Consider the following 24,074-nt stretch of genomic DNA (forward strand, 5'->3'; position numbering starts at 1 on the left):
AACAACAGTAATTAATCTGCAGGACAATTGAATGAAGCACCCGTGGCGGTTAAGTCACGGGCAGCCGTTATTGGCGTGATGTTCAGATCAAAAAATAACCGGCCACTTAATGCGTCATTAAATGCCTCGGTTTGATGAAAGCCCGGATCCAACCACATATCAATCAAATCTTCATCACTGGTATCCAGCATCAATGGCGTAGATTTGGCATGAAAGTTTGCCCATTTAGGGTTGCCCGGACAGGTGATCACAGATGCTGTGGTAATCAATTCACCATCAACTTCATAGGTCTTATACAAACCACCCAATGCCAAAGCCTGACCCACTCGACTGACGGTGTGGTATTTTTTATTCTGCCCTTCGATCACTGCACTGGCAGGAATAATACAACGTGACGTTTTGAATGGCTTTTGGGTCAAGAAAGAAGATGCCAGCTTGTCTGAGCGGCTATTGAAAGTGGCATAATGATAGTTCGGCTTACCGTCTTTACCCAGTAACAACCACCACTTTGCCTTACGACATTCTCTGCCTTGCGAATTTTCCAACACAATTTCAATTTCAGATGCCGGCACACACAAGCCCTTACCAGAAAATTCAGGTGTACCCAAATAAGCCATTAAATCCAGGCTTTTGGTTTCCTTAACCAAATGAAATGCACCACACATGAAAATTACCCGTTGAGCTTAATTGTCATCATCAATTATCTGGGACGCACTTTTCTTCCGTCTGAGTTTGACCGCGCTTTTTATCCTTGTCTTTAGTGGCCACAATGATACTGGTGGATTGTTCCATATGGTAACCAATCGGGCATTGAATGACTCGGTCTTGATTCAGGTCTGTACTAGGATCTAATGGGTCTATGGGTTTTGATGCGCACCCAACGATGACGGCCAGTAGTGCCAATGGTATGTATTTTTTCATGATTCACCTCTCTCTGCTGTTTTATTATCATATCAAAAATTTACCTCTGAAAGGCAGCATTGTGCTTTCCGAGCAGTTATTTCATTGATGAAACTCAAAAGTCCGTCTTTTGTTATACTCATGTCCTAACTCAATCCACAGGCTATCATTCATGAAACTGAACCCACACATCGCACACCTGACCTGCACTTTCTGCGACGCACATTACGACTTAGACCAAGTCATGAACCTGTGTCCAAAAGACAACCGACCCTTACAATTTGTTTACGATACAGACCGCATAAAAAACACCGACTGGTATCAACCCGACAGAAAAAACATGTGGCGATTTTCTGGTTTATTACCCATATCTGAAGGTTACACCACCCTTGAGGAAGGTTACACGCCACTACTTGATTACAATGACCACCCATTGGCACAACAACACAACTTTGAACTGTTCATCAAAGACGAAGGCAAAGGACACAAAGGCTTTGGCCAAAACCCGACACTCAGTTTCAAAGACCGCGGCATGGCGGTGGTCATCAACATGGCACAACATCACAAACTGGATAAACTGGTGGTACCAACACAAGGCAATGCGGGTGATTCATTGGCTCGCTATGCAGACCACACGGGCATCGCAGCCACCATCATCATGCCCGATGACACACCTGCACCTATCATTGGTAATGTCGCCGCTTTGAGCAGGAAAAACCCTAACATTCAACTTGAAATGGTCAAAGGCACCATCAAAGAAGCCGGTTTATTAATGAAGGAAAAATTCATTCCCCAAGGCCACTTCAATGTCGCCACCTTCCAAGAGCCAGGCTGGCGCATAGACGGTAAAAAAACCATGGGGCTGGAACTGGCTGAACCCAACTTGATGTCAGACCAATGGCAGCTTCCTGATGTCATCCTCTATCCCACCGGTGGCGGCACCGGCATACTCGGCATGTGGAAAGCCTTTGATGAATTAGAAGCTTTGGGCATGATTGGTCCAGAAAGACCGAAAATCATCGCTGTTCAGTCCGCTGCCACACCACCGGTTAAAAACGCCATCGATAAAAACCTGTTTGAACCCGAAGCCACAGACGCTGGTAAAACACTGGCCGTAGGCTTGAACGTGGCAGGCGGCGTCGGACATTTTAAAGTGGTAGATATCGTCAAAAAAAGTGGTGGCACATCAGTGGCCATTTCAGAACAAGACATAGCGCAACAACTGTCCCATATCTGGCAAGAAAAACACTGGTGGATATGCCCAGAAGGGGCCGCTTGTCTGGCTGCCATCGACCCATTGGTAGAACAAGGCTACATCAAGCCGAAGGACCAAGTGGTGGTCTTCAACACAGGTTCATTTGAAAAATACCTGCCCGAAGTCAGACATCTGCTTTAGTTGAAATAACTAAAAGATACACAAAAGTTTAACTATTAAATTGGGCCTCTTGTGGTGTGACTTAATTGAAAGTGTAAGCCCCCTTTAAATTGGAAATGAAGATGAACAAAACAGAACAACCAAATGATTTTATGTCACCAATTGGTAGATTGATTAATGAGCTGAATGACCAGTTAATGATTGCTACACATATTGAACAATCCACTACGGCTCTTAGAAATACACCATCACTTCTCAAAACAATTAAAAAAATACCAGAAGTTAATCAACAAACAGAATTAATGAAAGGTATCAATTACTTGGAAGAACACACAAAAGCTACAATTCAACAAACCAATAAAATATTAGTTGATGATTTTTCAAAAACAAACAGCCAAATTCTCACTGCGATGTGGAATTCATTGCTAACATCCATAGAAAACATTCAAACTAAATTACTGCTCAAAACCGAAGTTCGGCAAGATATAATAGCTTCGGCAAAACTCACCAAAAAATGGCAAGGGCAGCTGGCTAGAGAAACTGATGAAGATGAACTGCGGTTCTTCTTAAAAGGCTGGAAAACTTCTGGAAACAACATTGTTGAATATATCGAAAGTAAGTGGGCATACTTTGATTTAAGTGCACCAGTTGCAAATGACGTCAAAGCTGAACTGATAGAAATGCATCAGCTACGCAATTGCTTGGTTCATAGAGCTGGCATCGTAGATAAAAAAACTGCTGAGCAAGCATCTACACTAAAACTGACTGTTGGGCAGCCATTAACTATTAGCAAAAGCATGCTGCTCAAATACCACAAAGCAGCAGGCAATTATGCTGTATCACTGCTTTGCAGAATTCCAAAGTGTAAGTACACCTACATTAAACCCAAATCAAAATAAAATATAAACTATAAACTATATCAGGAAGCGCATCCCTTTCAACATGGTGTCCATCCAAAAGAACTGGCACCCAAACCACGCTAAACCTTAGCCAATTCTTGCCCCGTTCGGTGCCAGCGTTGGGTCAGTTTTTTGCAGTTTTCTGGGTGTTTTTTCAGCATCATATCGGCCAGCGCTCTGGCGGTTTCAAATAATTCGGCATCTTTTTCAGGGTCCGATAGCCTGAAAGCCATGCTGCCTTTTTGCTGGGTGCCGAGAATTTCGCCCGGGCCTCGCAGCTTTAAATCTTGGCGCGCAATTTCAAAACCGTCGTTGCTGTTGCGCATGGTTTGTAGGCGGGTTTGGGCGTTTTGGCTCAATGGGCCTTGGTACATCAAGACGCAATGACTTTGGCGGTTACCCCGACCGACGCGGCCACGCAGTTGGTGCAATTGTGACAAGCCCAAGCGTTCGGCATTGTCTATCACCATCAAACTGGCATTCGGCACATCGACACCGACTTCTATGACCGTTGTTGCCACCAGTAATTGAATTTGATTGGCTTTGAATTCGGCCATGATTTGTTTCTTTTCATCACCTTTGAGCCGGCCATGAACCAGACCTATTTTTATATCTGGAAACCAGTCTTGTAATTCTTGGTAAGTGTCTTCTGCGGCTTTGGCTCGCAGATTTTCTGATTCTTCAATCAAGGTACAAACCCAATAGGCTTGTTCCCCAGCTGAACAGGCTTTGATGATGCGTTCGGCCAGTTGTGGCATTTTGTCATTGGAAATCAAAACGGTGTTGATGGCTTTTCTGCCCGGTGGCAGTTCATCAATCACAGATATATCGAGGTTGGCGTAGGCCACTTGTGCCAATGTCCTCGGTATCGGTGTGGCGGTCATGATCAAATTATGCGGCACTTCGCCTTTGTCGGCACCTTTTTGTTTTAAGGCCAGTCTTTGGTGGACGCCGAAGCGGTGTTGTTCATCAACCACCACCAATGCCAAATCTCGATAAATCACATCTTGTTGGAACAGCGCATGGGTTCCAATGACCACTTGTGCCGTTGTGGCAATCTGTTCCAAGACAGTTTCACGGGCTTTGCCTTTGATGCTGCCACTTAAAAAGGCGATATGCTCGGGTTCGAAAAACTCTTGAAGCCCAAGGTAATGCTGTTCTGCCAGAATTTCAGTCGGGGCCATCATCACCGATTGTTTACCGTGGCTCAATGCCGCTTGTATGGCCATCGCTGCTACCACGGTTTTACCACTGCCGACATCGCCTTGTACCAACCGTTGCATCGGCAACTGGCCTGCCATGTCTTTGTGTATTTCTGCTACCACACGCTGTTGTGCGCCTGTGAGGGTAAAAGGCAGCTTGTCGGTCAATGATTTTGCTTGTTGCGCGGTGATGGGCAATTCGGGTGCTGGGTGGCTTTGTGCTTGGCTTTTGACTTGATGCAGGGCTAGAAAATGGGCCAACATTTCTTCCACTTTTAAACGCTGTTGCCCTGGGTGTTGGTTGTTGATCAAGGCGGTGAGGTTGGTGTCTGGTGCTGGCGTATGCACCTGAATCAATGCCTCTTCTAAGGTCGGCAAATCTTGTGATGACAACCACTGCGCTGGCAGCAGTTCAGATAACTGCAACTCGCCTTTAGACAACAAGGCCATGCTTTGTATCAAGGCTTTTTGAATCAACTTTTGACTCAAGCCTTCTGTCTTGGGGTAAATCGCGGTCAAGCTGTCTGCCAATTTAGATTTCGGTGACAGTTCAAACTCTGGGTGTATGATTTCCTTGCCTTGCATGCCCCAACGCACTTCACCGTATGCGCGAATCCGCAGGTCTTGCTTCATTTTTAGCTTTTGAGAATAATAGAAGTTGAAGAATTTAAGTTGAATTGATGATGAATCATCGGCAACTTCAACCACCAAAATAGGCCTATTACCTTGGGTGACGTAACTTTTGGTGATAAAACCTTCAATTTGTGCATACTGAAAACCCTGTGCATCCGCAATGTCCGTGATGCGGGTTTTGTCTTCGTAGCGCAAAGGCAGGTGGAACAGCAAATCGGTGACTTCATGAATGCCCAGTTGATTCAATTTTTCAACTGAGGCTTTTCCGACACCTTTAAGCTGCTCCAATTCCATTGTGATTTATATTGACTGCATCACTCCATCGCTATGATGGCATCTATTTCAATCATAGAATCTTTAGGCAGTCTGGCGGCTTGAATGGCTGCCCTTGCTGGATAAGGTTCTTGTATGTATTGGCCCATGATGGTGTTCAAAGCAGCAAAATTTTCTAAGTCCTGCACAAACACATTCAATTTAATCGCATTTTGTAACGATGTGCCCGCGGCATCAGCAATCGCAATCAAATTCTTAAATACTTGGTGCGCCTGTTTTTCAAAGTCATGCTCAAGCATTTCACCTGTGGCTGGATCAATTGGAATCTGACCTGATGTAAACAAAGTGCCATTGTGAACGACGGCCTGTGAATAGGTGCCAATAGCAGCAGGTGCATTTTCTGTATTAATGGTATTTTTCATCGTATTTCCTTCTGACGTTAAGTACGTCTCTGTGTGACTGCAGTTTATTCATCAAATCTTCAGCATGTGGTTTATTCTCCACATTCACTTCAAAAACCAACTCTGTGAAACCTGAATCTTTATCAGCTTGGTCAATCGAAACAATATTAACACCTTGTTCGGCAATCACCGCAGCCAAAGAAGCCAGTACACCGGTCTTATTGATTACATCGACCACCAATGTGGATTTGAACACACCACGTGTTTTCAGGGCCCAAGATGACATCAATAACCGTTCTGGATTATTTTTGCTGATTTCTCTTAAATTGGTACAGTTGTTTCTGTGAATGACCACACCTTTAGATTGACTTAAATGTCCCATAATTTTATCGCCGGGCAACGGTTGGCAACAATTAGGGTAATGCACAATGCTGCCTTCAGAACCGTCAATCGTCAAAGCTTCCTTCGGAATATAATCACCTGAGATTCTGCGTTGTTTCATCATGGGCAGCATTTTCTTTGCCACTATAGATGGCAACAATTCACCATAGGCAAAGGCTTTTAACATATCATCTAAGCTGTTCAATTGGTAATGTTTGAGCGCCCTTTTGATTGATTTATTGTCCACTTGCTCAAAACTGTGGTCATAAGTATCCAGTGCTCTATCCAACATCCGGTGGCCCAAGATCATGGCATCAGAGTCTTCAATTTGTTTTAACTCTTTTCGGATGGCTGTTCGTGCTTTGCTTGAACGCACATGACGCAACCAATCTGCATGAACCTTTAAGTCATCTGAAGTTTTGATGCTGACCGTGTCACCCGTTTTCAGTTCGTGTGCCAAGCTTTTGGTTTCACCATTAACCTGAACTGATTCTGCGTGTGAGCCTACTGAAGTATGGATGCCAAATGCAAAATCCAATACGGTTGAGCGTTTGGGTAACTGAATCAGATCACCTTTTGGAGTGAACACATAAATCTCATCTGTCCCAAGGTCTTTTTTCAAATTCTCATAAAACTCTAATGAGCTGACGGAGTCTTTTTGTAACTTCAGCAAGGAATTCAGCCAATTTCTGGCTTTATTTAATGACGGGCTGGTGTTGCCATCTTTTTGCTTGTATATCCAGTGTGCTGCTACACCTGCCTCAGACAAATGGTCCATTTCTTCGGTACGAATTTGCACCTCTAACTTCAGTGCATAGGGTCCAGTAACCACCGTATGCAAAGATTGATAGCCATTTTGTTTTGGCACCGCAATATAATCCTTAAAACCATTTTCATTCGGTGGGTATATGTTATGAATGATGCCTAAGGCCAAATAACATTGCGGTAATTCTTTGACAATGATGCGGACACCGAATAAATCATGGATGTCTTCAATTTCTAGCTTTTTAAGCTGTGCTTTTTTGTAAGCACTATAAGCTGACTTTTGTCTGGCCACGACTTTGGCCGCCATACCAGATTCTAACAATGATTTTTCTATCGTTTTCCGAATCCTGTCTACCGCTTTTTTACGGTTTCCAGCAATGCGCGCAATCGTTGTTTCAACTTCGGCACTTTGGTTCGGATGCAATGCTTGAAAAGCGTGGCGCTCCATTTCTTTTTGTATTGATTTCAAACCCAATCGTTCGGCAATTGGCGCGTAAACATCAATGGTTTCTTGAGAAATTCTGCGCTGACCCGAAACACTCATGGCTGAAATGGTTCGCATGTTATGTAAACGGTCTGACAATTTAATGATAATGACACGGATGTCTTCAGCCATCGCAAACAGCATTTTGACAAAAGTTTCTGCCTGTGCTTCTTTGATGTTTCTGAATTTGATTTTATCTAGCTTGGTAACCCCTTCTACCAAGTAGGCGACATCTGCATTGAACTCTCCGGTTAATTGTTGATATGTCGCATCGGTATCTTCTATGGTGTCATGTAAAACACCAGCTATCAATGTATCCACATCAACACGCAAGGTCGCCAGGATGGCTGCCACGGTGATGGGGTGTGTGATGTAAGGTTCGCCAGATTTACGGATTTGTTTTTCGTGGCAATACGCGCCAAAATGAACGGCTTTACGCAGCTGTTCTTTTTCTTGGGTATTAAGGTAGGCGTTGGTTTTTTCTTTGAGCAGCTTGAAAGCAGCCTGTACTGCTTTGTGGCTCATGGTTTGGGATGTGAAAGACAATCCATTCACATCCAAACCCCTTTTGTCATTGCATTGAATTCAATGTCATTCAAGCTCATCGCTTTCTTGCGTTTCTGCCGCGGCATTCCAAGCTTCCAATTCTCTTGCGCGCTTCGCTTCTAACTCTAATTCTTCCAGTACTTCGTTGTTGATTTTGTCTTCAGCAATTTCTCGCAAAGCCAAAACTGTTGGCTTGTCATTTTCTTCGTCCAACATCGGTGTTTGGCCATTGGCTATCAAACGGGCGCGTTTCGCTGCCATCAACACCAAATCAAAACGATTAGGTACCTTTTCTAAACAATCTTCTACAGTAACTCGTGCCATGACGTGCTCTTCAAAATTAAATCAATCGCGCATTGTAATAAAAAATAACCACCAGGTAAAGCAAAACAACCTATCGACGACCTCTTCTGTTCATTTCTTGTTCGGCAGCATGCTCTTCTTCACTGATTAAGGGTTCCCAAGCGCTGATTAGTGCATCAACTTCGGCTTGCTGATAATAATCCAGTTTTTCTTTTTTGAGGTTTTTTAATACCCTAACGGCACGATAATTCAAACCCAACAAATGTGACTTTCTTGCCAATGACATACCAGACTCTATGGTGTTCAAATCGTTATAATAAGCAATAGACAACAGGTCATGGTAATGTGGGTTCTGATCATCTTGTAACGTTAAGTCCCTCAACAATTTGATGGCCAGTTTCAAAGCGTCATTGCTGTTTTGTTGGATTAATTTTTTCACCACGGCCTCTTTGATTTTGCTGCTGGCCGGGTATTTTTTAATTAAATTTTGTACCACCTCAAGAGTGACTTCTGGGTTCTGCTCTGAAAGCACCTCTGCATGCAAAGCGTCAATTAGGTGTTGGGCTTCTTTAGGGGCTTTGATTATCGAAATGGTTGCCAATGCTTGATCAAACTGATTCATCTTTAATTGTTGTAGCGCTTTTCCATACATGAGGGCTGAATTTACCACTTTGGTATCTCGGTAATATTCATTCAAATGATCAAATTCTTCAGCTGTTAGCACTCGAATCCTCTCTTTTATAAATGGGTACAATTCTGATTCTTTTGTTTCTTTAACTTCATAGTTTTTGATTCTGTTCTTTGCTTCAGTAACCCGATTGATGGACAAAGGGTGTGTACTTAAATATTCGGGCAAGCTATACCGTGGATCAATCCTGTTTTTCTTCATCAGTTTTGAAAAGAACGAGGCCATCCCCTCTGGATTCATACCACTCTTGTATAAAGTCTGAATACCAACTCGGTCCGCTTCATATTCATGGTACCTTGTGAAGTTAATTTGCATTTGAGCTTGCATCGCTTGCATGCTCGCGGCTATCGCAATTGGAGCATCACTACTAGATGAAGTCTGCGCTGCAGCCACTGCAGCCACCATACCAAGTAATAATGGCGCAATTGACTTCCTTTGCTTTGCCATCATGCGAGAAATATGACGCTGATTGACATGAGCTATTTCATGTGCAACCACACCTGCCAGCTCACTTTCTGTGTCAGTTTCTAACAGCAAGCCTGAGTAAACCACAATCAAACCACCAGGATAAGCTGACGCGTTGATGACGTCAGCCGGAATCAAATGAAACTCAAAATCTTGCTCAGGATTATCAGAATGGGTAACCAAACGATATCCTAAGTGCTCAATATAATCAGCAATGAAGGGGTCAGTCATCATAAAGCTGTATTGGTACATTTGTTGCCTGATGTTTTTTCTGTACAGGGCCTCTTGATCTGGAGACAAAACTTGGTCAGAGGGGTTGCCCAAGTCAGGTAGTTTCAATTCGTTTTGCGCAGATGCAACAAAACACAAAAGGGATGTCAGTATCAGTAGGTATTTATTCATAGTCTCATTTTAAAACCTTTCAATTAATATAACGTTAACTTTTTCATTATGTTTGTATTAACCCAAGGACTGTTAGTCAGTATAATATCAGACATGAAATTCGCCATACAAGTTCACCCTAATCACAACTGGCAAGTCAGTCAACACCATGCCAGGAAATTGTGTGATGAATTATTGCTATCTGGTCATGAACTTGTGGCAGTTTTTTTCTATGGCAGCTGCAGTAACATTGCTGAAATAAACAACCGACATGATTGGATTGATTGGGATGCTTCAATAGCACCATTACTGGTATGCAGCACCCTAACACAGCAGATGAACATCAATCATGACACAAACAGTGTATTTGATGTCACAGGCATGGCTCGCTGGATGCAACTGTTAGAGCAAGCCGATCAATTGGTAACAATTCCTTGATAATGCACAAACACAAAAACACAATCATGCCTTTATCCCCTCTACTTTCACAAGCTGATTGGGATGCGCAATACTTACTGGCTTTAAGTTATTTAAATTTTGACATGCCATTGAGTTTGGTCATGCTGCCAGGCAGCCTTGAGAATTGTACCTGGACTGACAAGCAGTGGCAGTCTTTGGCATTGTACGAATTGGATGCTTGTTATCATCTTGGATCGCCACCACCCATTTCATCCAAACCCATCAACTGGCAGCAATTTCACAACTTAATCTCACCAGACAAAGCCCCGGTTTTACACATTCACCAATGGCTGGACGTCTCATCTTTTGATACATGGCACCCATTGGTCAGCGCTGAGGATAAATTGCTTTTATTTGGTTACATAGACAAAACCTCATTAACCAAAGTCATGAACACTTGGCCAAACGCCAACGTTTATGTTGTAAAAACTGATAGCCAGCCCCATATTGGCATGAAGTCAAACTTAATCGATCACCAACGGTGGTCCAAATTGTTACAACAAAACCCAGTCACACTGACTTGGAACTAGTATGTCATTGAACTTAGATCAGCACGGCCATTTAGCAAACAGGGCTGCATGGACCACAGATTGGGCAGAAGCAACTGCACAAGCAGATGAAATCAAACTCACAAAAGATCATTGGCAAGTGATCAAAGCCGTACAACAATTATTTGATGAAACTGAAGATACGCCACCCATGCGATTATTAATAAAAGTATTGAAACAAAGGTTGGACGCCGATATTGACTCACGCTTTTTATATCGATTATTTCCAGACAACCCAGTAAGGCAAGCCAGCAAATATGCTGGGCTACCTAAACCCAAACATTGCATGTAAGGAGAAAGATCATGAATAATATAGTTGTTTATAGCACCAGAATTTGCCCCTATTGTGTAGCCGCAAAACGCCTGCTCAAACAGAAAGGGCTGGAGTTTAAAGAAATCATGATAGATCAAGATTTTTCACAACGAGAAGTGATGATGAAAAAATCAGGCCGCACCAGCGTACCTCAAATTTTCATCAATGAAAAACATGTAGGAGGTTTTGATGACCTGAATGCATTGAATCGCTCTGGTCAATTAGACCAGCTGCTGAATTCATAAAGATTACGTTTGGGGTGATTCTTCTTCAGGATAAACAATGGATTTTGGCCACGACTCAATGATGGCATTAACCAAAGTTGCTAAAGGGATAGCAAAAAAGACACCCCAAAAACCCCATACACCACCAAAAAACAAGACTGCGACAATGATTGCTACTGGATGTAAATCGTTGACTTCTGAAAACAACCAGGGAACAAGAACATTTCCGTCAAGCATTTGAATAACCATGTATGACACCATAACCCAGGCAAAATCTCCACTCCAGCCAAACTGTGCAATTGCAACCAAGGCAACAGGAATGGTCACAGCAATTGCTCCAATAAAAGGAATAAGCACCGAAAAACCTGTTATGGTTGCTAATAAAATAGCATAGTTAAGGTCAAGAAAAACAAAGGCGATGTAACTGACCAACCCCACCAAAAGTATTTCAAAAGCCTTACCTCGAATATAATTACCAATCTGAATGTCCATTTGATGCCATACAGATAATGTTAACTTTGAATCACGTGGAATAAACTGCTGAAACCACTGTAAAATAACCACTTTATCCTTGAGTAAGAAAAAAACCAGTATGGGCATCACTATGATAAAAACAGCCACGGAAAAAGCACTGAACACCGAAGAAATGGTTTTTCCTAATAAAGTTTGACCCATTAAAGTGATTTCATTGGTCAATGTAGCCATCACAGATTGCAGTTGCTCGTGATCAATAAAGTCAGGGAATTTTTCAGGTAGTGTCTTTAAAAATGCCAACCCCACACTGATGTAATGAGGTAATTGCTGGACCAATTCTGAAAGCTGTAAAGTCAACTTAGGTACCACCCAAAGCATCAACAGCAACATCACAGCGACAAACACGAGAAACACCAAAAACACCGCCAACATTCGCGGCACCTTTAAATCTTCCAAGCGAACTACCACACTCTCCAAAAGGTAAGCCACAACCACACTGGCTAAAAATGGCGCTAAAGTACCACCAAAATAAAAAATGAAGATAAAACCACCAATTAAGGCAGTGATAAGAATAACAATTTGAGGATCAGAGAAATTTCTCTTAAACCAACTGGTTATGACATTCATTGGTTCAATATCAGAAGGTGTACAACCAAGATACGACGGCTTCGGTATGCTTGCCTTTCAACACGTCATCTACCTGTCCAAAGTCAGTCCTGCCAAAATTCAATGGTTTGGGCGCATAACTGCCATACATGTCTAATTGACCACCAAACATGGGTGTAGATAAACCCACTCTGACGCTGTACTCTGCAGAAATGGCATTCAAAATAGTGGTTAAATTTTTATCTGTAGCGGGTGGTTGTTGCCTTCCCGAATATTCAACATTAACCACTGCACCACCCTTAAACTGATGTTCTAATGCTATTGAATACATGGTTTGATTATCCCATTGAAATTCAGGACTTTCCATGTCATTCAAAAATGTCAAGAAAATGTCTGGGAAAGAGCGACTCACAAAAGCGTTGATGTCTTGATAGATGCTGTGCTTGGCGTTCAAACGCAATGCATTACGTTCAGAAAGCTGCACCCCAACAGACATAGATAAATGTTCTGGTATATCAAAATCAGCAGGATCAGCTTGCACACCAACCAAACGACTGAAACCATCCATATCGATTTTTGACTGGTATTGCGTTTCCACACTGAGCCAACTAAAAAGCTTTTGACTCATGCCCAAGTTCAAGCCCAATCCATTACTGGTTTCATTGTAACTGACGGCATACAAATCTAATTGATCCGGACCGGTGATTTCTGAAGCCAAAAAATTGATATCATTGTAATTTTGCTGAGCAAATACCACCGCCAAATTATAGGCAGTATTGTCATTAACTCGATAGGCAATACCAGGAGCAATATAACTCCTACTGAAGGAATCTTTATTAACTAACAACTGATCCACTTTAAATGTCGAATCATAAAAGTTTACTGGTTGTAAAATCCGCTCATCGTAATCAAATGTAAAAAAATAGTTCTTTCCATCTATGAGCTGATTAAGCTGCTGAAAACGATCCGCATTGAAATAAAATTTCGCACCTTGATAGCTCAAATCTGCTGCCACAGCCTGAAAATTCGATGACTTTAAGTCTGAATAAAAATTAGGGTTAATTCTTTCAGCTATAGAATGGCGCCAATGCCCCAAATTCATGTGGGTTTGACTTGACCAAGATGCCTTAACGGGACTTGAAATATCAACAGCCGTTGCATTTGAACCCACAAATAACGAAAAGCACAAAGCCGCCAAACAGGCAGCGCACTTAAAAACTGGTTTTTTCTTCGTGGTTATTAACATTTATATAACGTTTTCTCTTCAAACGCAATGATGGCAAAAAAACAACAAAATGTCAATTTTTGTGTGTCATATACATCATATTTTTCTAAGAATCGTGACATTTGTTGCAAAAAAGCCACAAACGCCACAATACCATTTGTTTTTTGTCAATATTTAGGCTGATAAACGCGCTATAACGGCATCAGTAAATTCTGCCGTTTTTGCAGTACCACCTAAATCACCCGTTAAACGGTCTTTAGCTAACAACGTCCCTTTAATGGCTTGACGGATTCTATTGGCCTTGTCAGTCATATTCAAATGATCGAGCATCATCGCTGCTGCTAAAATCAATGCCGTTGGATTGGCAATTTTCATACCCGCAATATCAGGTGCTGAACCATGAACAGCTTCAAAAATTGCAGCGTCTTTACCAATGTTAGCACCTGGTGCCATGCCCAAGCCACCAACCAAACCGGCACAAAGATCCGAAATGATGTCACCAAATAAATTGGTTGTGACAATCATGTCGAATTGACTTGGGTTCATCACCAACTGCATACAGGTGTTATCAACAATCAAAGAGTTAAATTCAATATGAGGATAATCCTTTGCCACTTCTTCAGCCACATCCAAGAACAAACCAGAGGTCGTTTTCATGATGTTTGCTTTATGAACTGCCGTGACCTTTTTTCTGCCCGCTTTCACCGCCAAATCAAATGCATAACGTACAATCCGCTCCGATGCTTCTCGCGTAACAATGATTTTAGATTCAGCAAAGCTACCATCTTCACTGATGGTTTGACCTTCACTTAAATAGGCCCCTTCAGTATTTTCTCTGATAGTCAAAATATCGATGTCATCATAACGGGCTTTTGTGCCTTCAAATGTCACCACAGGACGTACATTGGCATAGAGATTAAAGTGTCGTCTTAAAGCCACATTGATAGAACTAAAACCTTTACCAACTGGTGTCGTTAACGGCCCTTTCAAACAAATTTTGTTTTTAGCGATATTGTCCAAAGTAGCCTTTGGCATCAAGTCACCATGCGCTTCAAGAGCGCACAAACCCGCATCTTTAAACTCATAGTTAAAATCTAAATCCAACGCGTCCATTACTCTGATGGTGGCATCCATGATTTCTGGGCCGATGCCATCGCCCTTAATGATTGTGATTGTTTGGGTCATAATTCTTCCTTATTTATTTGGCCAGATGGGTTAGAAAAAATAACACTGACCTTATGATTTATTTGCATGCCTTTTTATTCAGTGCACGCGAACTGCGGAATTATAACCCAAAATGCTTTACAAGTTTGTGACAGACTGCAACACTTCTTTTACATGACCGGGCACTTTAACTTTTCGCCATTCAGCAAGCACTTCACCTTTTTGATTCAAGACAAAAGTACTGCGTACGATGCCCATGAATTTTTTACCATACATGTTTTTCTCTTGTATGACGTCAAATGCATGACACAACACTTCTTCTGTGTCTGCAATTAAGTCTATTGGCATGTCATACTTGGCTTTAAAGTTTTGTTGCTTTTTTAAACTGTCAGCCGAAATGCCGTAGACGGCGCAATCTGCTTGATTAAATGCCTCAATCTGCTCACCAAATGCAACACTCTCCTTAGTACAACCTGGTGTGTTTGCGCGTGGGTAAAAAAACAGCACAACATACTTATGCGACAACTCATTAAGAATTAAATCTGACTCATTCGTGCTTTTATGCGCGTACTGCCAAACTTTCTTATCAATTTTAACCATAGATTAATACCTTCAACGGGAAAAAAGCATATAATTATGCGCTTTTTTAGAGCAGACACAAGCGCTAAGTAAACAAATGAAAGCGATAAATTCACAAGATTTGACAGGCAGCATGGTGGCTCTGGTAACCCCTATGGATGCAGATGGTCGCATTGACTTTGAACAATGGGAAAACCTCATCAACTGGCACATCAAGGCTGGCACTGATGCTTTGGTTGTCGCCGGTACTACTGGTGAATCGGCCATGCTCACTGAAAAAGAATTTGAAGAGCTAGTAAGAACTTGCAAGCAAATTTGTGAAGGTCATGAAATATTAATAATAGCCGGAACAGGCGCCATCACACCCGAAGCTGTATTGAAAAAAAACAATTTGGCCTACAATTTGGGTGCCGATGCCGCACTTGTAGTGACCCCTTATTATATTCGGATCACACAAAACGCATTGATTGAACATTATCAAAACATTGCTGACCACTCTGATTTACCCATTATTTTATACAACGTTCCGGGACGAACTGGAATGGACATTGACACACAAACCAGCAAGACTTTAGCCAAACACCCAAACATCATTGGCATAAAAGAAGCAAAACCAGACATGCAAAGAATCGAAACTTTATCTAAACTGAACAATTTTTCAGTCCTATCAGGTGACGACGATACTTTTTTTGAGGCCATGAAGTTTGGGGCAGATGGTGTTATCAGCGTGGCAGCCAACATCCGACCCCGTGCAATAAAGGCCGTTTGTACAGCCGTTCAGTTAGGCGACTTAAATTTAGCTAATGAACTGAATCAAACGCTGCTAGACACCTTTAAATTAATGTCTACAGAACCCAACCCCGGCCCAGTTAAAAGTAGTTTGATGGCCGCGAACATTATAAACCCTGGCATCAGAAAGCCATTAACAACCATGAACTTATCTGGGCAATCACATAAAAATTTGATTGCCAAAATCATTGAGGAATATGAATCATGAAATATAAAAATTGGATTTTAATTGGTCTTTTGACCTTAACAGCTGCTTGCAGCAAAATGGTCAAAGAAGAACCTTACTTGCAAGCAAACACCAGTCAGCCATTGTCTTCAGACAAGCAAAAAGACATGCCAAACACCAACAATGCGCTGTCAATTCCAGAAGTTAATCAAGTACACGATGGCATTCCTAACGACAGACCTCCTGAAATGGCATTTGCTAAAAAAAGAAGCCAAAATGAAGATGTGGTTATTAACGAACTCAACGGGCGCCCCACTATAGAATTGTACAATGACATCAGTCCTTGGGAATTAATGATTGCAGATCTGGGTAATAACTGGAAACTACAATCGGAAGATCCTGAAAATTGCGAAGTTTCATTGACATACAACGACCCCATTGCGGGTGAGTTAGCCGAAAAAGGTTTTTTAAAGCGATTCTTTGGCACTCGAAGTCAATATAAAGACAAGTCTGGCGATTATAAATTAAGCTGCATTGTTGAAAACAACCGAAACCTGATTACAGTTTCCAAAATAGATGGGAGCTCAGCCTCACCTCATGTAGTCGATGACCTATTTGCTCATTTATTTGCCAAAGCAACAGAATAAGCATCAAGCATTTATAACAAAAAAGCCGCATTTAGCGGCTTTTTTTGGGCAATAGGCCTTGAGATAAAACTATTTTTCACCTTTATCTAACAAATGCAGCTTATCTTCAACCTGAGACCATTCGTCCGCATCTTCTGGTGCATCAACCATTTCTGTAATAACTGGCCAAACTTGAGACAACTCTTCATTGATAGCCAAAAACTTTTCTTGGCCCTCAGGTAAGTCATCCTCAGGGTAAATAGCCTCAATGGGACATTCTGGCTCACACAACGTACAATCAATGCACTCCTCAGGGTCAATGACCAAAAAATTGGGGCCCTCATGGAAACAATCCACAGGACAAACTTCCACACAATCAGTGTATTTACACTTGATGCAAGCTTCAGTGACAACAAAAGTCATTCAATTGCTCCTTGATTTGAAATGATGTGGCATTATACTACAAGGCATTGCAACGAAACAAAAGAACTTGACTGAACCTCAACTGATTCAATACGAAGCCAAGCAGCATCAATTACCACAACAGGAAATTGCTGGCCACGCCAAAAAAATCATACACTTGCTTAACCAAGCTGGCTATGAAGCTTACTTGGTTGGTGGTGCTGTCCGTGATTTATTACTTGGCTTGCACCCAAAAGATTTTGACATAGCCACTGACGCAACACCCGAAGAAATCAAAACTGTTTTCAGAAACAAATGTCGCATCATCGGACGACGTTTTAGGCTGGCCCATGTTTACATGGGACAAACTGTCTATGAAATTGCCACATTCAGAGGCGGCTCCAGCGGAGACATGTTGATAAAAAAAGGGCAAATCATTCGAGATAATGTCTTTGGCACCATTGAAGAAGATGCTTTAAGGCGTGATTTCACATGCAATGCACTTTATTACAACATTGCCACAGATACCATATTGGATTATGCAGGTGGCGTAGGTGATATTCGACAAGGTCACCTCAAGCTGATTGGCCTACCGGACAACAGGTTTATTGAAGACCCTGTAAGGATGCTCAGGGCCGTGAGGTTTCATGCCAAATTAGGGCTCAATTTAGGTGACGACCTGAAACAGTCAATCATTAAAAACCGCAACAGTTTAAAAAATGTGCCCACGGCCAGGCTGTTTGATGAAGCCGTCAAACTGTTTCACTGTGGCAACATGCTTCACGCTTTTGACACGCTAATGGAACTCAATCTTTTTGACATCTTGTTCCCTGCTGCAACAAAGATAGCCCATGCCAATGACGACCTTAAGTCTTTATTATACCAAGCCTTTAAAAATACCGACAGCCGCTTAAAAAACGGTCAATCTGTCACCCCTGTATTTTTAACAGCATGTGTTTTGTGGCTGGAATTTTTACCGGCTTACCGCCATGTATTAAGCCAAGGCAAAAATGCACATGATGCTTTACACCAAGCGACAACTTTGGTTATGGAACAACAGCGACCTCATTTAGCCATTCCAAAAGCATTACAAAATGGAATACGTCAAATGTGGTTGCTGCAGTTGCGATTTAAAAAGATGTACGGCAAGCCTGTATTCAGCACTTTACACCATCCGAGGTTCAGAGCCGCGTATGACTTTCTTTTATTGAGAGCCAAAATTAAACCTGAATTAGATTCTCAAGAAGAATTTTGGACCAACATTCAAAACATGCCGCCCGACGCCATCAAAAGCATGGTTTACGGCAAAAGGGTCAAACGAAAAAAAGTCAGCACTGAATTGTGAACCCATCTAAAACCGTTTATTTGGGTCTGGGCAGCAACCTGTCCAACCCACACAGACAAATTAAGAAAGCGGTGCAATTTCTTAATGCACATCCAAATATTTCAGTCATTGATCAAGCCCCTTGTTTTAAAACACCTGCGTGGGGCGTCACTGACCAACCTGACTTCATCAATTCAGCACTTACAATATCCACCACACTGTCACCGCATCAATTACTCAACACCATCAAAGAAATTGAATATGAAAAATTGGGCCGAGTTAAAAATAAACGCTGGCATGAACGCCTGATCGACATCGATATCCTCGTGTATGGCCTTGAACAACTCAATCATGAATCTTTGACTATTCCGCACCCATTGATTACTGAACGTTGGTTTGTGATATTACCTTTATTGTTGCTTCAACCCCATCTTCCCATCAAGCTTGCTATCAAACTACACGCCAAAATATCTCAACAATCCGCCCCTAAAGACATCATAAAACTCACCTAGGCCATTCGTCACCTTTTGCTCCTGATGTCCAGCCGGCTATTGATTTTAGCTTGGTGTGTTGCTATAGTAATACACTAACACTACAGGTGCATAACATGACTTATTTAAAACAAAACTTTTTAGCTGTTGGCCTTTTGGCCATATCACTCGGTTCTTCTATTGGGTTAGGATACGCCATCAACCAAAATGAACAGCAACCTGTGATTGAAAAAAATTGTGTAAAGCTTAAAATCAAACAACCTAAATTTGAATTCAATCACAGCATCAAGTTATTGACTCCACAATTAGGGTAAAACCATGAGTTTCCACTGGAATGACAAAGAACCCATTTATTTGCAACTGAAAGACATGGTCAGAAACATGATTCTTGCCGGTGAATTAACAGAAGGAGAATCCCTTCCATCCGTTAGACAAGTGGCAATGGACTACAAACTTAATCCATTGACCGTTTCTAAGTCTTGGCAATTGCTGGTAGATGAAGGACTGGTAGAAAAAAGAAGAGGCCTTGGCATGTTTGTACAAACAGGCGCCAAAGCACAATTAAAAACAGCAGAACAGGCGGTATTTTTAGATGAAGTTTGGCCCAATATATTACAAAAAGTTGAGCACCTTAATTTGAATACTCAAGAACTGATCCAATCGTTAGAACACCTCGGGAGAAAACAATGAGCACGATTTTATCGGCGCAAAACGTCAACAAGCGATTTAAAAAATTTCAGGCTTTGAAAAATGTAAACCTCACAGTCAACAAGGGTAAAATTGTAGGTCTGATTGGCCCTAATGGCGCGGGCAAAACCACTTTGCTTAAAGCCGTTCTGGGACTAGACTCATGTGACGGTGATTTAAAAGTCATGGGATTAGATCCATTCAAACAACGTGCGAATTTAATGAAGGAAATTTGTTTTATTGCTGACGTTGCCGTATTACCGAAATGGATTAAAGTATCAGAAGCCTTGCGATTCACTGAATTGGCTCACCCCAATTTTTCTATCGAAAAAGCCAAAGACTTTCTTAGCCGCACTAAAGTCAATATGGACCACAAGGTTAAGGAACTGTCCAAAGGGATGACAGCACAGCTTCATTTGGCCATTGTGATGTCAATTGATGCCAAATTATTGGTGCTTGATGAACCCACTTTAGGTTTAGACATTCTGTTCAGAAAGGAGTTTTATGACAACCTGCTGAATGACTACTTCGATAACGAACGCACCATCATCATCACCACCCACCAGGTAGAGGAGATTGAACACATCTTGACTGATATCGTTTTCATTCGAGAAGGTGAAATTGTGTTGAATGCCAACATGGAAGAACTGACCAGCCAATATTTCGAAGTTATGGTCAACAGCGAAAACTACCAAGCTGCACTGTCACAAAAGCCCTTGACTGAACGTAAGGTATTCGGCAAACACATCATGTTATTTCATTCTGAATCACGAGATTACTTAGAAACTTTAGGAGAGGTTCAGCGCCCATCGGTGTCTGATCTATTTGTGGCCTTGATGCAGGAGGAACAAGCATGAACGCATTCAAAGCATTGTTAATGAGAGAATATTGGGAACACCGAGGCGCTTTCATCAAAACACCCATTATTTTAGGCATCATCACATCCGTGATTTTGATATTGGCCTATTTATTAGTTGATAAAGTTGATGTCAATTTCAACAGCGGTCAGGGTCTTGAATATGGCTTATTGCAAATGGAGAGCATGAAAAGCCAAGACATGGTCACAATAACCAATACTTTCTTAACTGGCGTTGAAGGTGTTTATCATTTTGTTTTATTCATCGTTATTTTCTTCTTTTTATTGGGAAGCTTATTCGACGACCGCAAAGACCTCAGTATTCTGTTTTGGAAATCTTTGCCTGTTTCTGACTTAAGCACAGTACTTTCTAAGTTGGCTGCAGCACTCATCATAGCTCCACTGTGTTTCTGGGTTATCTTGATCGCTACAGAACTGGTTTCTATGATTCTATTGAGTATTTTCTTATTGTTACATGGCGCAAACCCATTCACCTTACTGTGGGCCAACACCGACCTGATTAGCCACTGGGCAGCATTTGGCTTGGGCTGCTTGGTACAAGGCTTGTGGGCACTGCCCATCTATGGCTGGCTCCTGCTGTGTTCATCTTGGGCGAAAAGACGACCCTTTATTTGGGCAGTAGGCCTGCCTTCAGTGGTCTTCTTTTTAAGGGGCTGGTTTGCTGCTTTCAGTTTTTCAGCTCAATCTTTCATGAATGTAGCAGAACTATTAAAATCAATTGGCACGATATTTATTAACGCACTGGCACCTTATGAGAGCCGCAGTGATTTTCTCTCGTCATTCAACCTAGGTGTTCATGACATGACACAAGCTGAATTGATAATAAAGTCAATGCTGAATGGCTTGATGAGCTCTAAAATTGTTTATGGCATTGTTTTTTCAGCCGTCTGTGTAGCCATAGCCATCTTCTTAAGACGTTATCGCAATACGACCTAAGCAGGTTACAAATCCAATTCAGTTTGGTACAATCTTAATTCGGCCTTGTTCTCAAGGCCGTTTTTTTTGATGACAAGACAATGGCCAATTATTTAAAACAATTTCAGCTTCCACAACCTTTCGACTTCCATCGAGGAGGCGCTATAAATCAAGGCATTTTGGCCTATGAAACCTGGGGTGAATTGAACTCAGATGCCAGTAATGCCATCTTACTTTTGAATGGCTTATCGGCAGACTCACATGCAGCCAGCCATGGTGCAAATGACACCTCAGGTTGGTGGGAGTTTATGATTGGGCCCGGAAAGGCCATCAATACAGACCAGTGGTTTGTTATTTGTGCCAGCTCACTCGGTAGCTGCAAAGGCTCTACTGGCCCCTGCTCTCAAAACCCTAAAACTGGTGAACCTTATCGTTTTAATTTCCCTGACCTTTGTATAGAAGACATTGCCCGTGCGGCGGTTTTATTGTGCCAATCCATGGGCATAAGTCAATTGCACAGTGTGGTTGGCCCTTCTATGGGTGGCATGACGGCTTTGGCTGTGTTATTGAACCATCCCAATTATGTCAAAAATTTAATTCATATAGCATCGGGAATGGCATCACCTCCATTCAGTACCGCCATCAGGTCTTTACAAAGAGAGGCCATTCTCAAAGACGTCAACTTCAATCAAGGTCATTACTCAGCTGATTCATGGCCAGAAGAAGGCATGAAGTTTGCCCGAAAAATTGGCATGTTAAGTTATCGATCAGCTAAAGAGTGGCGAGAACGGTTTCCTCGATCGTTAAAGAAAATTCCCAACCAACCATTCGGCGTAGAATTTCCTGTAGAAAGCTATTTGGAATACCATGCTAACCAATTTATTCATAAATTCGATCCGATAAGCTATTTATACTTGTCACGGGCAATGGATTGGTTTGACGGCAACAGCTATGCCCCGAAGGGCAGCAACCCATTGGCCAATTTAGAACTGGAAAAGGCTTTGGTTATTGGTTCAGAAACCGACCTTTTATTCCCAACCCTTTTACAAAAAGAACTGCACCAATCATTGACCGAAGCGGGTTGTGACAGCCAACTGGTAATAACTGACTCAATACAAGGACATGACGCCTTTTTGGTTGACAAAGATTGCTTCAGTCAATTGGTTTCAAACTTCTTTCTAAAACTATAAAAAGTGTGCTTAACTGTCAGTGTGCAAGGCGTTCATTGCCTTAGGCCATTGTTTTTCAACCATCAAATCAAATACATCCAAGCATTCATCAAGACAACGGTCCAATAAAATAGCATCTTCTCGAGGTGGCTTCCCTAACACCCAAGGCGTCACATCACCTTTGCGTTCAGGCCGACCAATTCCCAGCCTCAATCGAACGAAATCTTTACCTAAGCCAGGGATAATATCACGCAAACCATTATGACCACCGTGACCACCTGATAGTTTGATCCGAGCGATACCCACAGGCAAATCAAGCTCATCATAGGCAACCAATGCATCTGGTGCATCGATGCGATAGAAATGACAAAAAGGAACCACTGATTGCCCCGAACAATTCATGAAAGTTTGTGGCTTGACCAACCAGATTTTATGCCCCAAATGGTTAATCACAGCCACGTCAGCCTTAAACTTTTTGTCCAACTTGAAAGCCACTGAAAACTTTTCAGCCAAGGCATCAAGAAACCAGAACCCGGCATTGTGTCGAGTGGCTTCATATTTACTGCCCGGATTACCCAAGCCAAAAATCACTTTCATCATTTTTTGTCCAAAAAAAAGGGCAGTATAAACACTGCCCTTTTGAGTTTCAAGGAAGAGCTATTAAGCCTCTTCTTCACCACCTTCTTCAGCAGCTGGCTCATCCGCGCCTTCTTCAGGCTCAGCAGTTTGACCAATAATCGAAGTAGATACAATTACTGTATCATGGGCTTCATTGTCTCCATGAGTAAAGGCTGTCAATGTCACACCTTCTGGCAATTTCAAATCACTCAAATGTAAGTTATCACCGGCATCAAAAGTTGAAACGTCAACAGTGATAAATTCCGGCAAATCTTTAGGGAAACATGAAATTTCAACCTCGTTAGCTTGGTAATCCAACATAACACGAGATGATTTACCTGCAGGAGATTCTTCGCCACCTTCAAAGTGTAAAGGCACGTTCATTACGATTTCATGTTTGTCATCAACTCGCATGAAGTCCATGTGCATAACAACAGGCTTAGCTGGATGACGTTGCATGTCCTTCAATACAACTTTTTGCTTCTTACCACCGTCGGCAGAAAATTCGATAATACTTGAGAAAAATGCTTCATCTTCAACCAACTTCAATACTTGGTTGTGGTTCAAAGACAAGTTTCTTGGTTCACGGTCACCGCCGTATAAAACAACAGGTACCAAACCCGCGTGACGAAGGCGGCGGCTCGCACCTTTCCCAATGTCTTCGCGTAATTGCGATTCTACTTTAAAAATAGCCATAATACTTTCCTAATAAACAGTACGAC

Annotated in this window: 29 protein-coding genes; 15 read left to right on the plus strand and 14 right to left on the minus strand. The window is 42.0% G+C overall.

Annotation, left to right across the window (positions count from 1 at the left end):
• Positions 1 to 11: 11 nt before the first annotated feature.
• Positions 12 to 665 (minus strand): SOS response-associated peptidase family protein, encoded by a 654-nt coding sequence (locus FET73_RS13680; protein ID WP_154224540.1) that lies wholly within the window; start codon positions 663 to 665, stop codon positions 12 to 14.
• Between the two features lie 31 nt (positions 666 to 696).
• Positions 697 to 921: a hypothetical protein gene (locus FET73_RS13685; RefSeq protein WP_154224541.1), complete on the minus strand. Its 225-nt coding sequence runs from the start codon at positions 919 to 921 to the stop codon at positions 697 to 699.
• Positions 922 to 1,072: 151 nt separating this feature from the next.
• Between FET73_RS13685 and FET73_RS13690 the strand changes: the two genes are divergently transcribed.
• Both FET73_RS13690 and FET73_RS13695 read left to right on the plus strand, forming a co-directional pair.
• Positions 1,073 to 2,296 (plus strand): threonine synthase, encoded by a 1,224-nt coding sequence (locus tag FET73_RS13690; protein ID WP_154224542.1) that lies wholly within the window; start codon positions 1,073 to 1,075, stop codon positions 2,294 to 2,296.
• Positions 2,297 to 2,397: 101 nt separating this feature from the next.
• On the plus strand, positions 2,398 to 3,174 hold the full coding sequence (locus FET73_RS13695) for a hypothetical protein (RefSeq protein WP_154224543.1): 777 nt from the start codon (positions 2,398 to 2,400) through the stop codon (positions 3,172 to 3,174).
• Between the two features lie 80 nt (positions 3,175 to 3,254).
• Here FET73_RS13695 and recG read toward each other — a convergent pair whose 3' ends face one another.
• The 5 genes from recG to FET73_RS13720 form a co-directional block, all read right to left on the minus strand.
• On the minus strand, positions 3,255 to 5,303 hold the full coding sequence (gene recG / locus FET73_RS13700; RefSeq protein ID WP_154224544.1) for an ATP-dependent DNA helicase RecG: 2,049 nt from the start codon (positions 5,301 to 5,303) through the stop codon (positions 3,255 to 3,257).
• A 20-nt stretch (positions 5,304 to 5,323) separates the two neighbouring features.
• The gene (locus FET73_RS13705; protein WP_154224545.1) at positions 5,324 to 5,704 is read right to left on the minus strand and encodes a RidA family protein; all 381 of its coding nucleotides are present in this window, start codon (positions 5,702 to 5,704) and stop codon (positions 5,324 to 5,326) included.
• The gene (locus FET73_RS13710) at positions 5,688 to 7,868 is read right to left on the minus strand and encodes a RelA/SpoT family protein (protein WP_154224546.1); all 2,181 of its coding nucleotides are present in this window, start codon (positions 7,866 to 7,868) and stop codon (positions 5,688 to 5,690) included. The genes FET73_RS13705 and FET73_RS13710 overlap by 17 nt, the downstream gene beginning before the upstream one ends.
• 36 nt (positions 7,869 to 7,904) lie before the next feature.
• Positions 7,905 to 8,183 carry a DNA-directed RNA polymerase subunit omega gene (rpoZ, locus tag FET73_RS13715; RefSeq protein WP_154224547.1) on the minus strand — a complete coding sequence of 93 codons (279 nt, stop codon included), beginning with the start codon at positions 8,181 to 8,183 and terminating at the stop codon, positions 7,905 to 7,907.
• Between the two features lie 70 nt (positions 8,184 to 8,253).
• Positions 8,254 to 9,717, minus strand: a complete 1,464-nt coding sequence (locus tag FET73_RS13720; RefSeq protein ID WP_154224548.1) for a M48 family metalloprotease — start codon at positions 9,715 to 9,717, stop codon at positions 8,254 to 8,256.
• Between the two features lie 93 nt (positions 9,718 to 9,810).
• Here FET73_RS13720 and FET73_RS13725 point away from each other — a divergent pair, with 93 nt between their 5' ends.
• The 4 genes from FET73_RS13725 to grxC are packed head-to-tail and all read left to right on the plus strand — an operon-like array spanning position 9,811 to position 11,261.
• Positions 9,811 to 10,134 (plus strand): hypothetical protein, encoded by a 324-nt coding sequence (locus FET73_RS13725; RefSeq protein WP_154224549.1) that lies wholly within the window; start codon positions 9,811 to 9,813, stop codon positions 10,132 to 10,134.
• Between the two features lie 2 nt (positions 10,135 to 10,136).
• Positions 10,137 to 10,685, plus strand: a complete 549-nt coding sequence (locus FET73_RS13730; RefSeq protein WP_154224550.1) for a hypothetical protein — start codon at positions 10,137 to 10,139, stop codon at positions 10,683 to 10,685.
• A gap of 1 nt (position 10,686) precedes the next feature.
• A complete protein-coding gene (locus tag FET73_RS13735) occupies positions 10,687 to 10,995 on the plus strand; it encodes a TusE/DsrC/DsvC family sulfur relay protein (RefSeq protein WP_154224551.1) in 309 nt (102 codons plus the stop codon).
• Between the two features lie 11 nt (positions 10,996 to 11,006).
• Positions 11,007 to 11,261, plus strand: a complete 255-nt coding sequence (gene grxC / locus FET73_RS13740; RefSeq protein ID WP_154224552.1) for a glutaredoxin 3 — start codon at positions 11,007 to 11,009, stop codon at positions 11,259 to 11,261.
• Positions 11,262 to 11,264: 3 nt separating this feature from the next.
• Here grxC and FET73_RS13745 read toward each other — a convergent pair whose 3' ends face one another.
• The 4 genes from FET73_RS13745 to FET73_RS13760 form a co-directional block, all read right to left on the minus strand.
• Positions 11,265 to 12,341 carry an AI-2E family transporter gene (locus FET73_RS13745; RefSeq protein WP_154224553.1) on the minus strand — a complete coding sequence of 359 codons (1,077 nt, stop codon included), beginning with the start codon at positions 12,339 to 12,341 and terminating at the stop codon, positions 11,265 to 11,267.
• 10 nt (positions 12,342 to 12,351) lie between these two features.
• Positions 12,352 to 13,566 (minus strand): hypothetical protein, encoded by a 1,215-nt coding sequence (locus FET73_RS13750; RefSeq protein WP_154224554.1) that lies wholly within the window; start codon positions 13,564 to 13,566, stop codon positions 12,352 to 12,354.
• A 153-nt stretch (positions 13,567 to 13,719) separates the two neighbouring features.
• Positions 13,720 to 14,730: an isocitrate dehydrogenase gene (locus FET73_RS13755; protein WP_154224555.1), complete on the minus strand. Its 1,011-nt coding sequence runs from the start codon at positions 14,728 to 14,730 to the stop codon at positions 13,720 to 13,722.
• 117 nt (positions 14,731 to 14,847) lie between these two features.
• Positions 14,848 to 15,309 (minus strand): peroxiredoxin, encoded by a 462-nt coding sequence (locus tag FET73_RS13760; protein WP_154224556.1) that lies wholly within the window; start codon positions 15,307 to 15,309, stop codon positions 14,848 to 14,850.
• 76 nt (positions 15,310 to 15,385) lie between these two features.
• Between FET73_RS13760 and dapA the strand changes: the two genes are divergently transcribed.
• Both dapA and FET73_RS13770 read left to right on the plus strand, forming a co-directional pair.
• A complete protein-coding gene (dapA, locus tag FET73_RS13765; RefSeq protein WP_154224557.1) occupies positions 15,386 to 16,285 on the plus strand; it encodes a 4-hydroxy-tetrahydrodipicolinate synthase in 900 nt (299 codons plus the stop codon).
• Positions 16,282 to 16,890 carry a hypothetical protein gene (locus tag FET73_RS13770; RefSeq protein ID WP_154224558.1) on the plus strand — a complete coding sequence of 203 codons (609 nt, stop codon included), beginning with the start codon at positions 16,282 to 16,284 and terminating at the stop codon, positions 16,888 to 16,890. Before dapA ends, FET73_RS13770 begins: the two co-directional genes overlap by 4 nt.
• Positions 16,891 to 16,959: 69 nt before the next feature.
• Here the strand turns inward: FET73_RS13770 and fdxA are convergent, their stop codons facing one another.
• On the minus strand, positions 16,960 to 17,292 hold the full coding sequence (gene fdxA, locus FET73_RS13775) for a ferredoxin FdxA (protein ID WP_154224559.1): 333 nt from the start codon (positions 17,290 to 17,292) through the stop codon (positions 16,960 to 16,962).
• Between the two features lie 67 nt (positions 17,293 to 17,359).
• Between fdxA and pcnB the strand changes: the two genes are divergently transcribed.
• From pcnB to metX, 7 genes are all read left to right on the plus strand, one after another.
• Positions 17,360 to 18,616, plus strand: a complete 1,257-nt coding sequence (gene pcnB, locus FET73_RS13780) for a polynucleotide adenylyltransferase PcnB (protein ID WP_154224560.1) — start codon at positions 17,360 to 17,362, stop codon at positions 18,614 to 18,616.
• Positions 18,613 to 19,107 carry a 2-amino-4-hydroxy-6-hydroxymethyldihydropteridine diphosphokinase gene (gene folK, locus FET73_RS13785; protein ID WP_154224561.1) on the plus strand — a complete coding sequence of 165 codons (495 nt, stop codon included), beginning with the start codon at positions 18,613 to 18,615 and terminating at the stop codon, positions 19,105 to 19,107. The genes pcnB and folK overlap by 4 nt, the downstream gene beginning before the upstream one ends.
• Positions 19,108 to 19,202: 95 nt before the next feature.
• Positions 19,203 to 19,400, plus strand: coding sequence for a hypothetical protein (locus tag FET73_RS13790; RefSeq protein WP_154224562.1), 198 nt, complete (start codon positions 19,203 to 19,205; stop codon positions 19,398 to 19,400).
• Positions 19,401 to 19,404: 4 nt separating this feature from the next.
• Positions 19,405 to 19,776 (plus strand): GntR family transcriptional regulator, encoded by a 372-nt coding sequence (locus FET73_RS13795; RefSeq protein ID WP_154224563.1) that lies wholly within the window; start codon positions 19,405 to 19,407, stop codon positions 19,774 to 19,776.
• The gene (locus FET73_RS13800) at positions 19,773 to 20,630 is read left to right on the plus strand and encodes an ABC transporter ATP-binding protein (protein ID WP_154224564.1); all 858 of its coding nucleotides are present in this window, start codon (positions 19,773 to 19,775) and stop codon (positions 20,628 to 20,630) included. The genes FET73_RS13795 and FET73_RS13800 overlap by 4 nt, the downstream gene beginning before the upstream one ends.
• Complete coding sequence (locus tag FET73_RS13805) at positions 20,627 to 21,586, plus strand: hypothetical protein (RefSeq protein WP_154224565.1); 960 nt, start codon at positions 20,627 to 20,629, stop codon at positions 21,584 to 21,586. The genes FET73_RS13800 and FET73_RS13805 overlap by 4 nt, the downstream gene beginning before the upstream one ends.
• An 80-nt stretch (positions 21,587 to 21,666) precedes the next feature.
• The gene (gene metX / locus FET73_RS13810; protein WP_154224566.1) at positions 21,667 to 22,755 is read left to right on the plus strand and encodes a homoserine O-acetyltransferase MetX; all 1,089 of its coding nucleotides are present in this window, start codon (positions 21,667 to 21,669) and stop codon (positions 22,753 to 22,755) included.
• A gap of 9 nt (positions 22,756 to 22,764) precedes the next feature.
• On the opposite strand, the gene pth is transcribed toward metX, so the two are convergent.
• Both pth and FET73_RS13820 read right to left on the minus strand, forming a co-directional pair.
• Positions 22,765 to 23,331, minus strand: a complete 567-nt coding sequence (pth, locus tag FET73_RS13815) for an aminoacyl-tRNA hydrolase (protein ID WP_218944352.1) — start codon at positions 23,329 to 23,331, stop codon at positions 22,765 to 22,767.
• Between the two features lie 63 nt (positions 23,332 to 23,394).
• Positions 23,395 to 24,048 carry a 50S ribosomal protein L25/general stress protein Ctc gene (locus FET73_RS13820; RefSeq protein WP_154224568.1) on the minus strand — a complete coding sequence of 218 codons (654 nt, stop codon included), beginning with the start codon at positions 24,046 to 24,048 and terminating at the stop codon, positions 23,395 to 23,397.
• Positions 24,049 to 24,074: the final 26 nt, after the last annotated feature.

The sequence above is a fragment of the Marinicella rhabdoformis genome (assembly GCF_009671245.1).
GTDB lineage: Bacteria > Pseudomonadota > Gammaproteobacteria > Xanthomonadales > Marinicellaceae > Marinicella > Marinicella rhabdoformis.

What these genes read in the sequence shown, in the direction of transcription:
- FET73_RS13805 (WP_154224565.1), top strand. Translation starts at nt 20,627, where the DNA reads ATGAACGCATTCAAAGCATTGTTAATGAGAGAATATTGGGAACACCGA.
- grxC (WP_154224552.1), top strand. Translation starts at nt 11,007, where the DNA reads ATGAATAATATAGTTGTTTATAGCACCAGAATTTGCCCCTATTGTGTA.
- FET73_RS13770 (WP_154224558.1), top strand. Translation starts at nt 16,282, where the DNA reads ATGAAATATAAAAATTGGATTTTAATTGGTCTTTTGACCTTAACAGCT.
- FET73_RS13760 (WP_154224556.1), bottom strand. Translation starts at nt 15,309, where the DNA reads ATGGTTAAAATTGATAAGAAAGTTTGGCAGTACGCGCATAAAAGCACG.
- FET73_RS13755 (WP_154224555.1), bottom strand. Translation starts at nt 14,730, where the DNA reads ATGACCCAAACAATCACAATCATTAAGGGCGATGGCATCGGCCCAGAA.
- FET73_RS13730 (WP_154224550.1), top strand. Translation starts at nt 10,137, where the DNA reads ATGCACAAACACAAAAACACAATCATGCCTTTATCCCCTCTACTTTCA.
- rpoZ (WP_154224547.1), bottom strand. Translation starts at nt 8,183, where the DNA reads ATGGCACGAGTTACTGTAGAAGATTGTTTAGAAAAGGTACCTAATCGT.
- metX (WP_154224566.1), top strand. Translation starts at nt 21,667, where the DNA reads ATGGCCAATTATTTAAAACAATTTCAGCTTCCACAACCTTTCGACTTC.
- FET73_RS13725 (WP_154224549.1), top strand. Translation starts at nt 9,811, where the DNA reads ATGAAATTCGCCATACAAGTTCACCCTAATCACAACTGGCAAGTCAGT.
- FET73_RS13790 (WP_154224562.1), top strand. Translation starts at nt 19,203, where the DNA reads ATGACTTATTTAAAACAAAACTTTTTAGCTGTTGGCCTTTTGGCCATA.
- recG (WP_154224544.1), bottom strand. Translation starts at nt 5,303, where the DNA reads ATGGAATTGGAGCAGCTTAAAGGTGTCGGAAAAGCCTCAGTTGAAAAA.
- FET73_RS13745 (WP_154224553.1), bottom strand. Translation starts at nt 12,341, where the DNA reads ATGAATGTCATAACCAGTTGGTTTAAGAGAAATTTCTCTGATCCTCAA.
- FET73_RS13695 (WP_154224543.1), top strand. Translation starts at nt 2,398, where the DNA reads ATGAACAAAACAGAACAACCAAATGATTTTATGTCACCAATTGGTAGA.
- FET73_RS13685 (WP_154224541.1), bottom strand. Translation starts at nt 921, where the DNA reads ATGAAAAAATACATACCATTGGCACTACTGGCCGTCATCGTTGGGTGC.
- FET73_RS13705 (WP_154224545.1), bottom strand. Translation starts at nt 5,704, where the DNA reads ATGAAAAATACCATTAATACAGAAAATGCACCTGCTGCTATTGGCACC.
- fdxA (WP_154224559.1), bottom strand. Translation starts at nt 17,292, where the DNA reads ATGACTTTTGTTGTCACTGAAGCTTGCATCAAGTGTAAATACACTGAT.
- FET73_RS13720 (WP_154224548.1), bottom strand. Translation starts at nt 9,717, where the DNA reads ATGAATAAATACCTACTGATACTGACATCCCTTTTGTGTTTTGTTGCA.
- FET73_RS13795 (WP_154224563.1), top strand. Translation starts at nt 19,405, where the DNA reads ATGAGTTTCCACTGGAATGACAAAGAACCCATTTATTTGCAACTGAAA.
- pth (WP_218944352.1), bottom strand. Translation starts at nt 23,331, where the DNA reads ATGAAAGTGATTTTTGGCTTGGGTAATCCGGGCAGTAAATATGAAGCC.
- FET73_RS13690 (WP_154224542.1), top strand. Translation starts at nt 1,073, where the DNA reads ATGAAACTGAACCCACACATCGCACACCTGACCTGCACTTTCTGCGAC.
- dapA (WP_154224557.1), top strand. Translation starts at nt 15,386, where the DNA reads ATGAAAGCGATAAATTCACAAGATTTGACAGGCAGCATGGTGGCTCTG.
- FET73_RS13800 (WP_154224564.1), top strand. Translation starts at nt 19,773, where the DNA reads ATGAGCACGATTTTATCGGCGCAAAACGTCAACAAGCGATTTAAAAAA.
- FET73_RS13735 (WP_154224551.1), top strand. Translation starts at nt 10,687, where the DNA reads ATGTCATTGAACTTAGATCAGCACGGCCATTTAGCAAACAGGGCTGCA.
- FET73_RS13680 (WP_154224540.1), bottom strand. Translation starts at nt 665, where the DNA reads ATGTGTGGTGCATTTCATTTGGTTAAGGAAACCAAAAGCCTGGATTTA.
- FET73_RS13750 (WP_154224554.1), bottom strand. Translation starts at nt 13,566, where the DNA reads ATGTTAATAACCACGAAGAAAAAACCAGTTTTTAAGTGCGCTGCCTGT.
- FET73_RS13820 (WP_154224568.1), bottom strand. Translation starts at nt 24,048, where the DNA reads ATGGCTATTTTTAAAGTAGAATCGCAATTACGCGAAGACATTGGGAAA.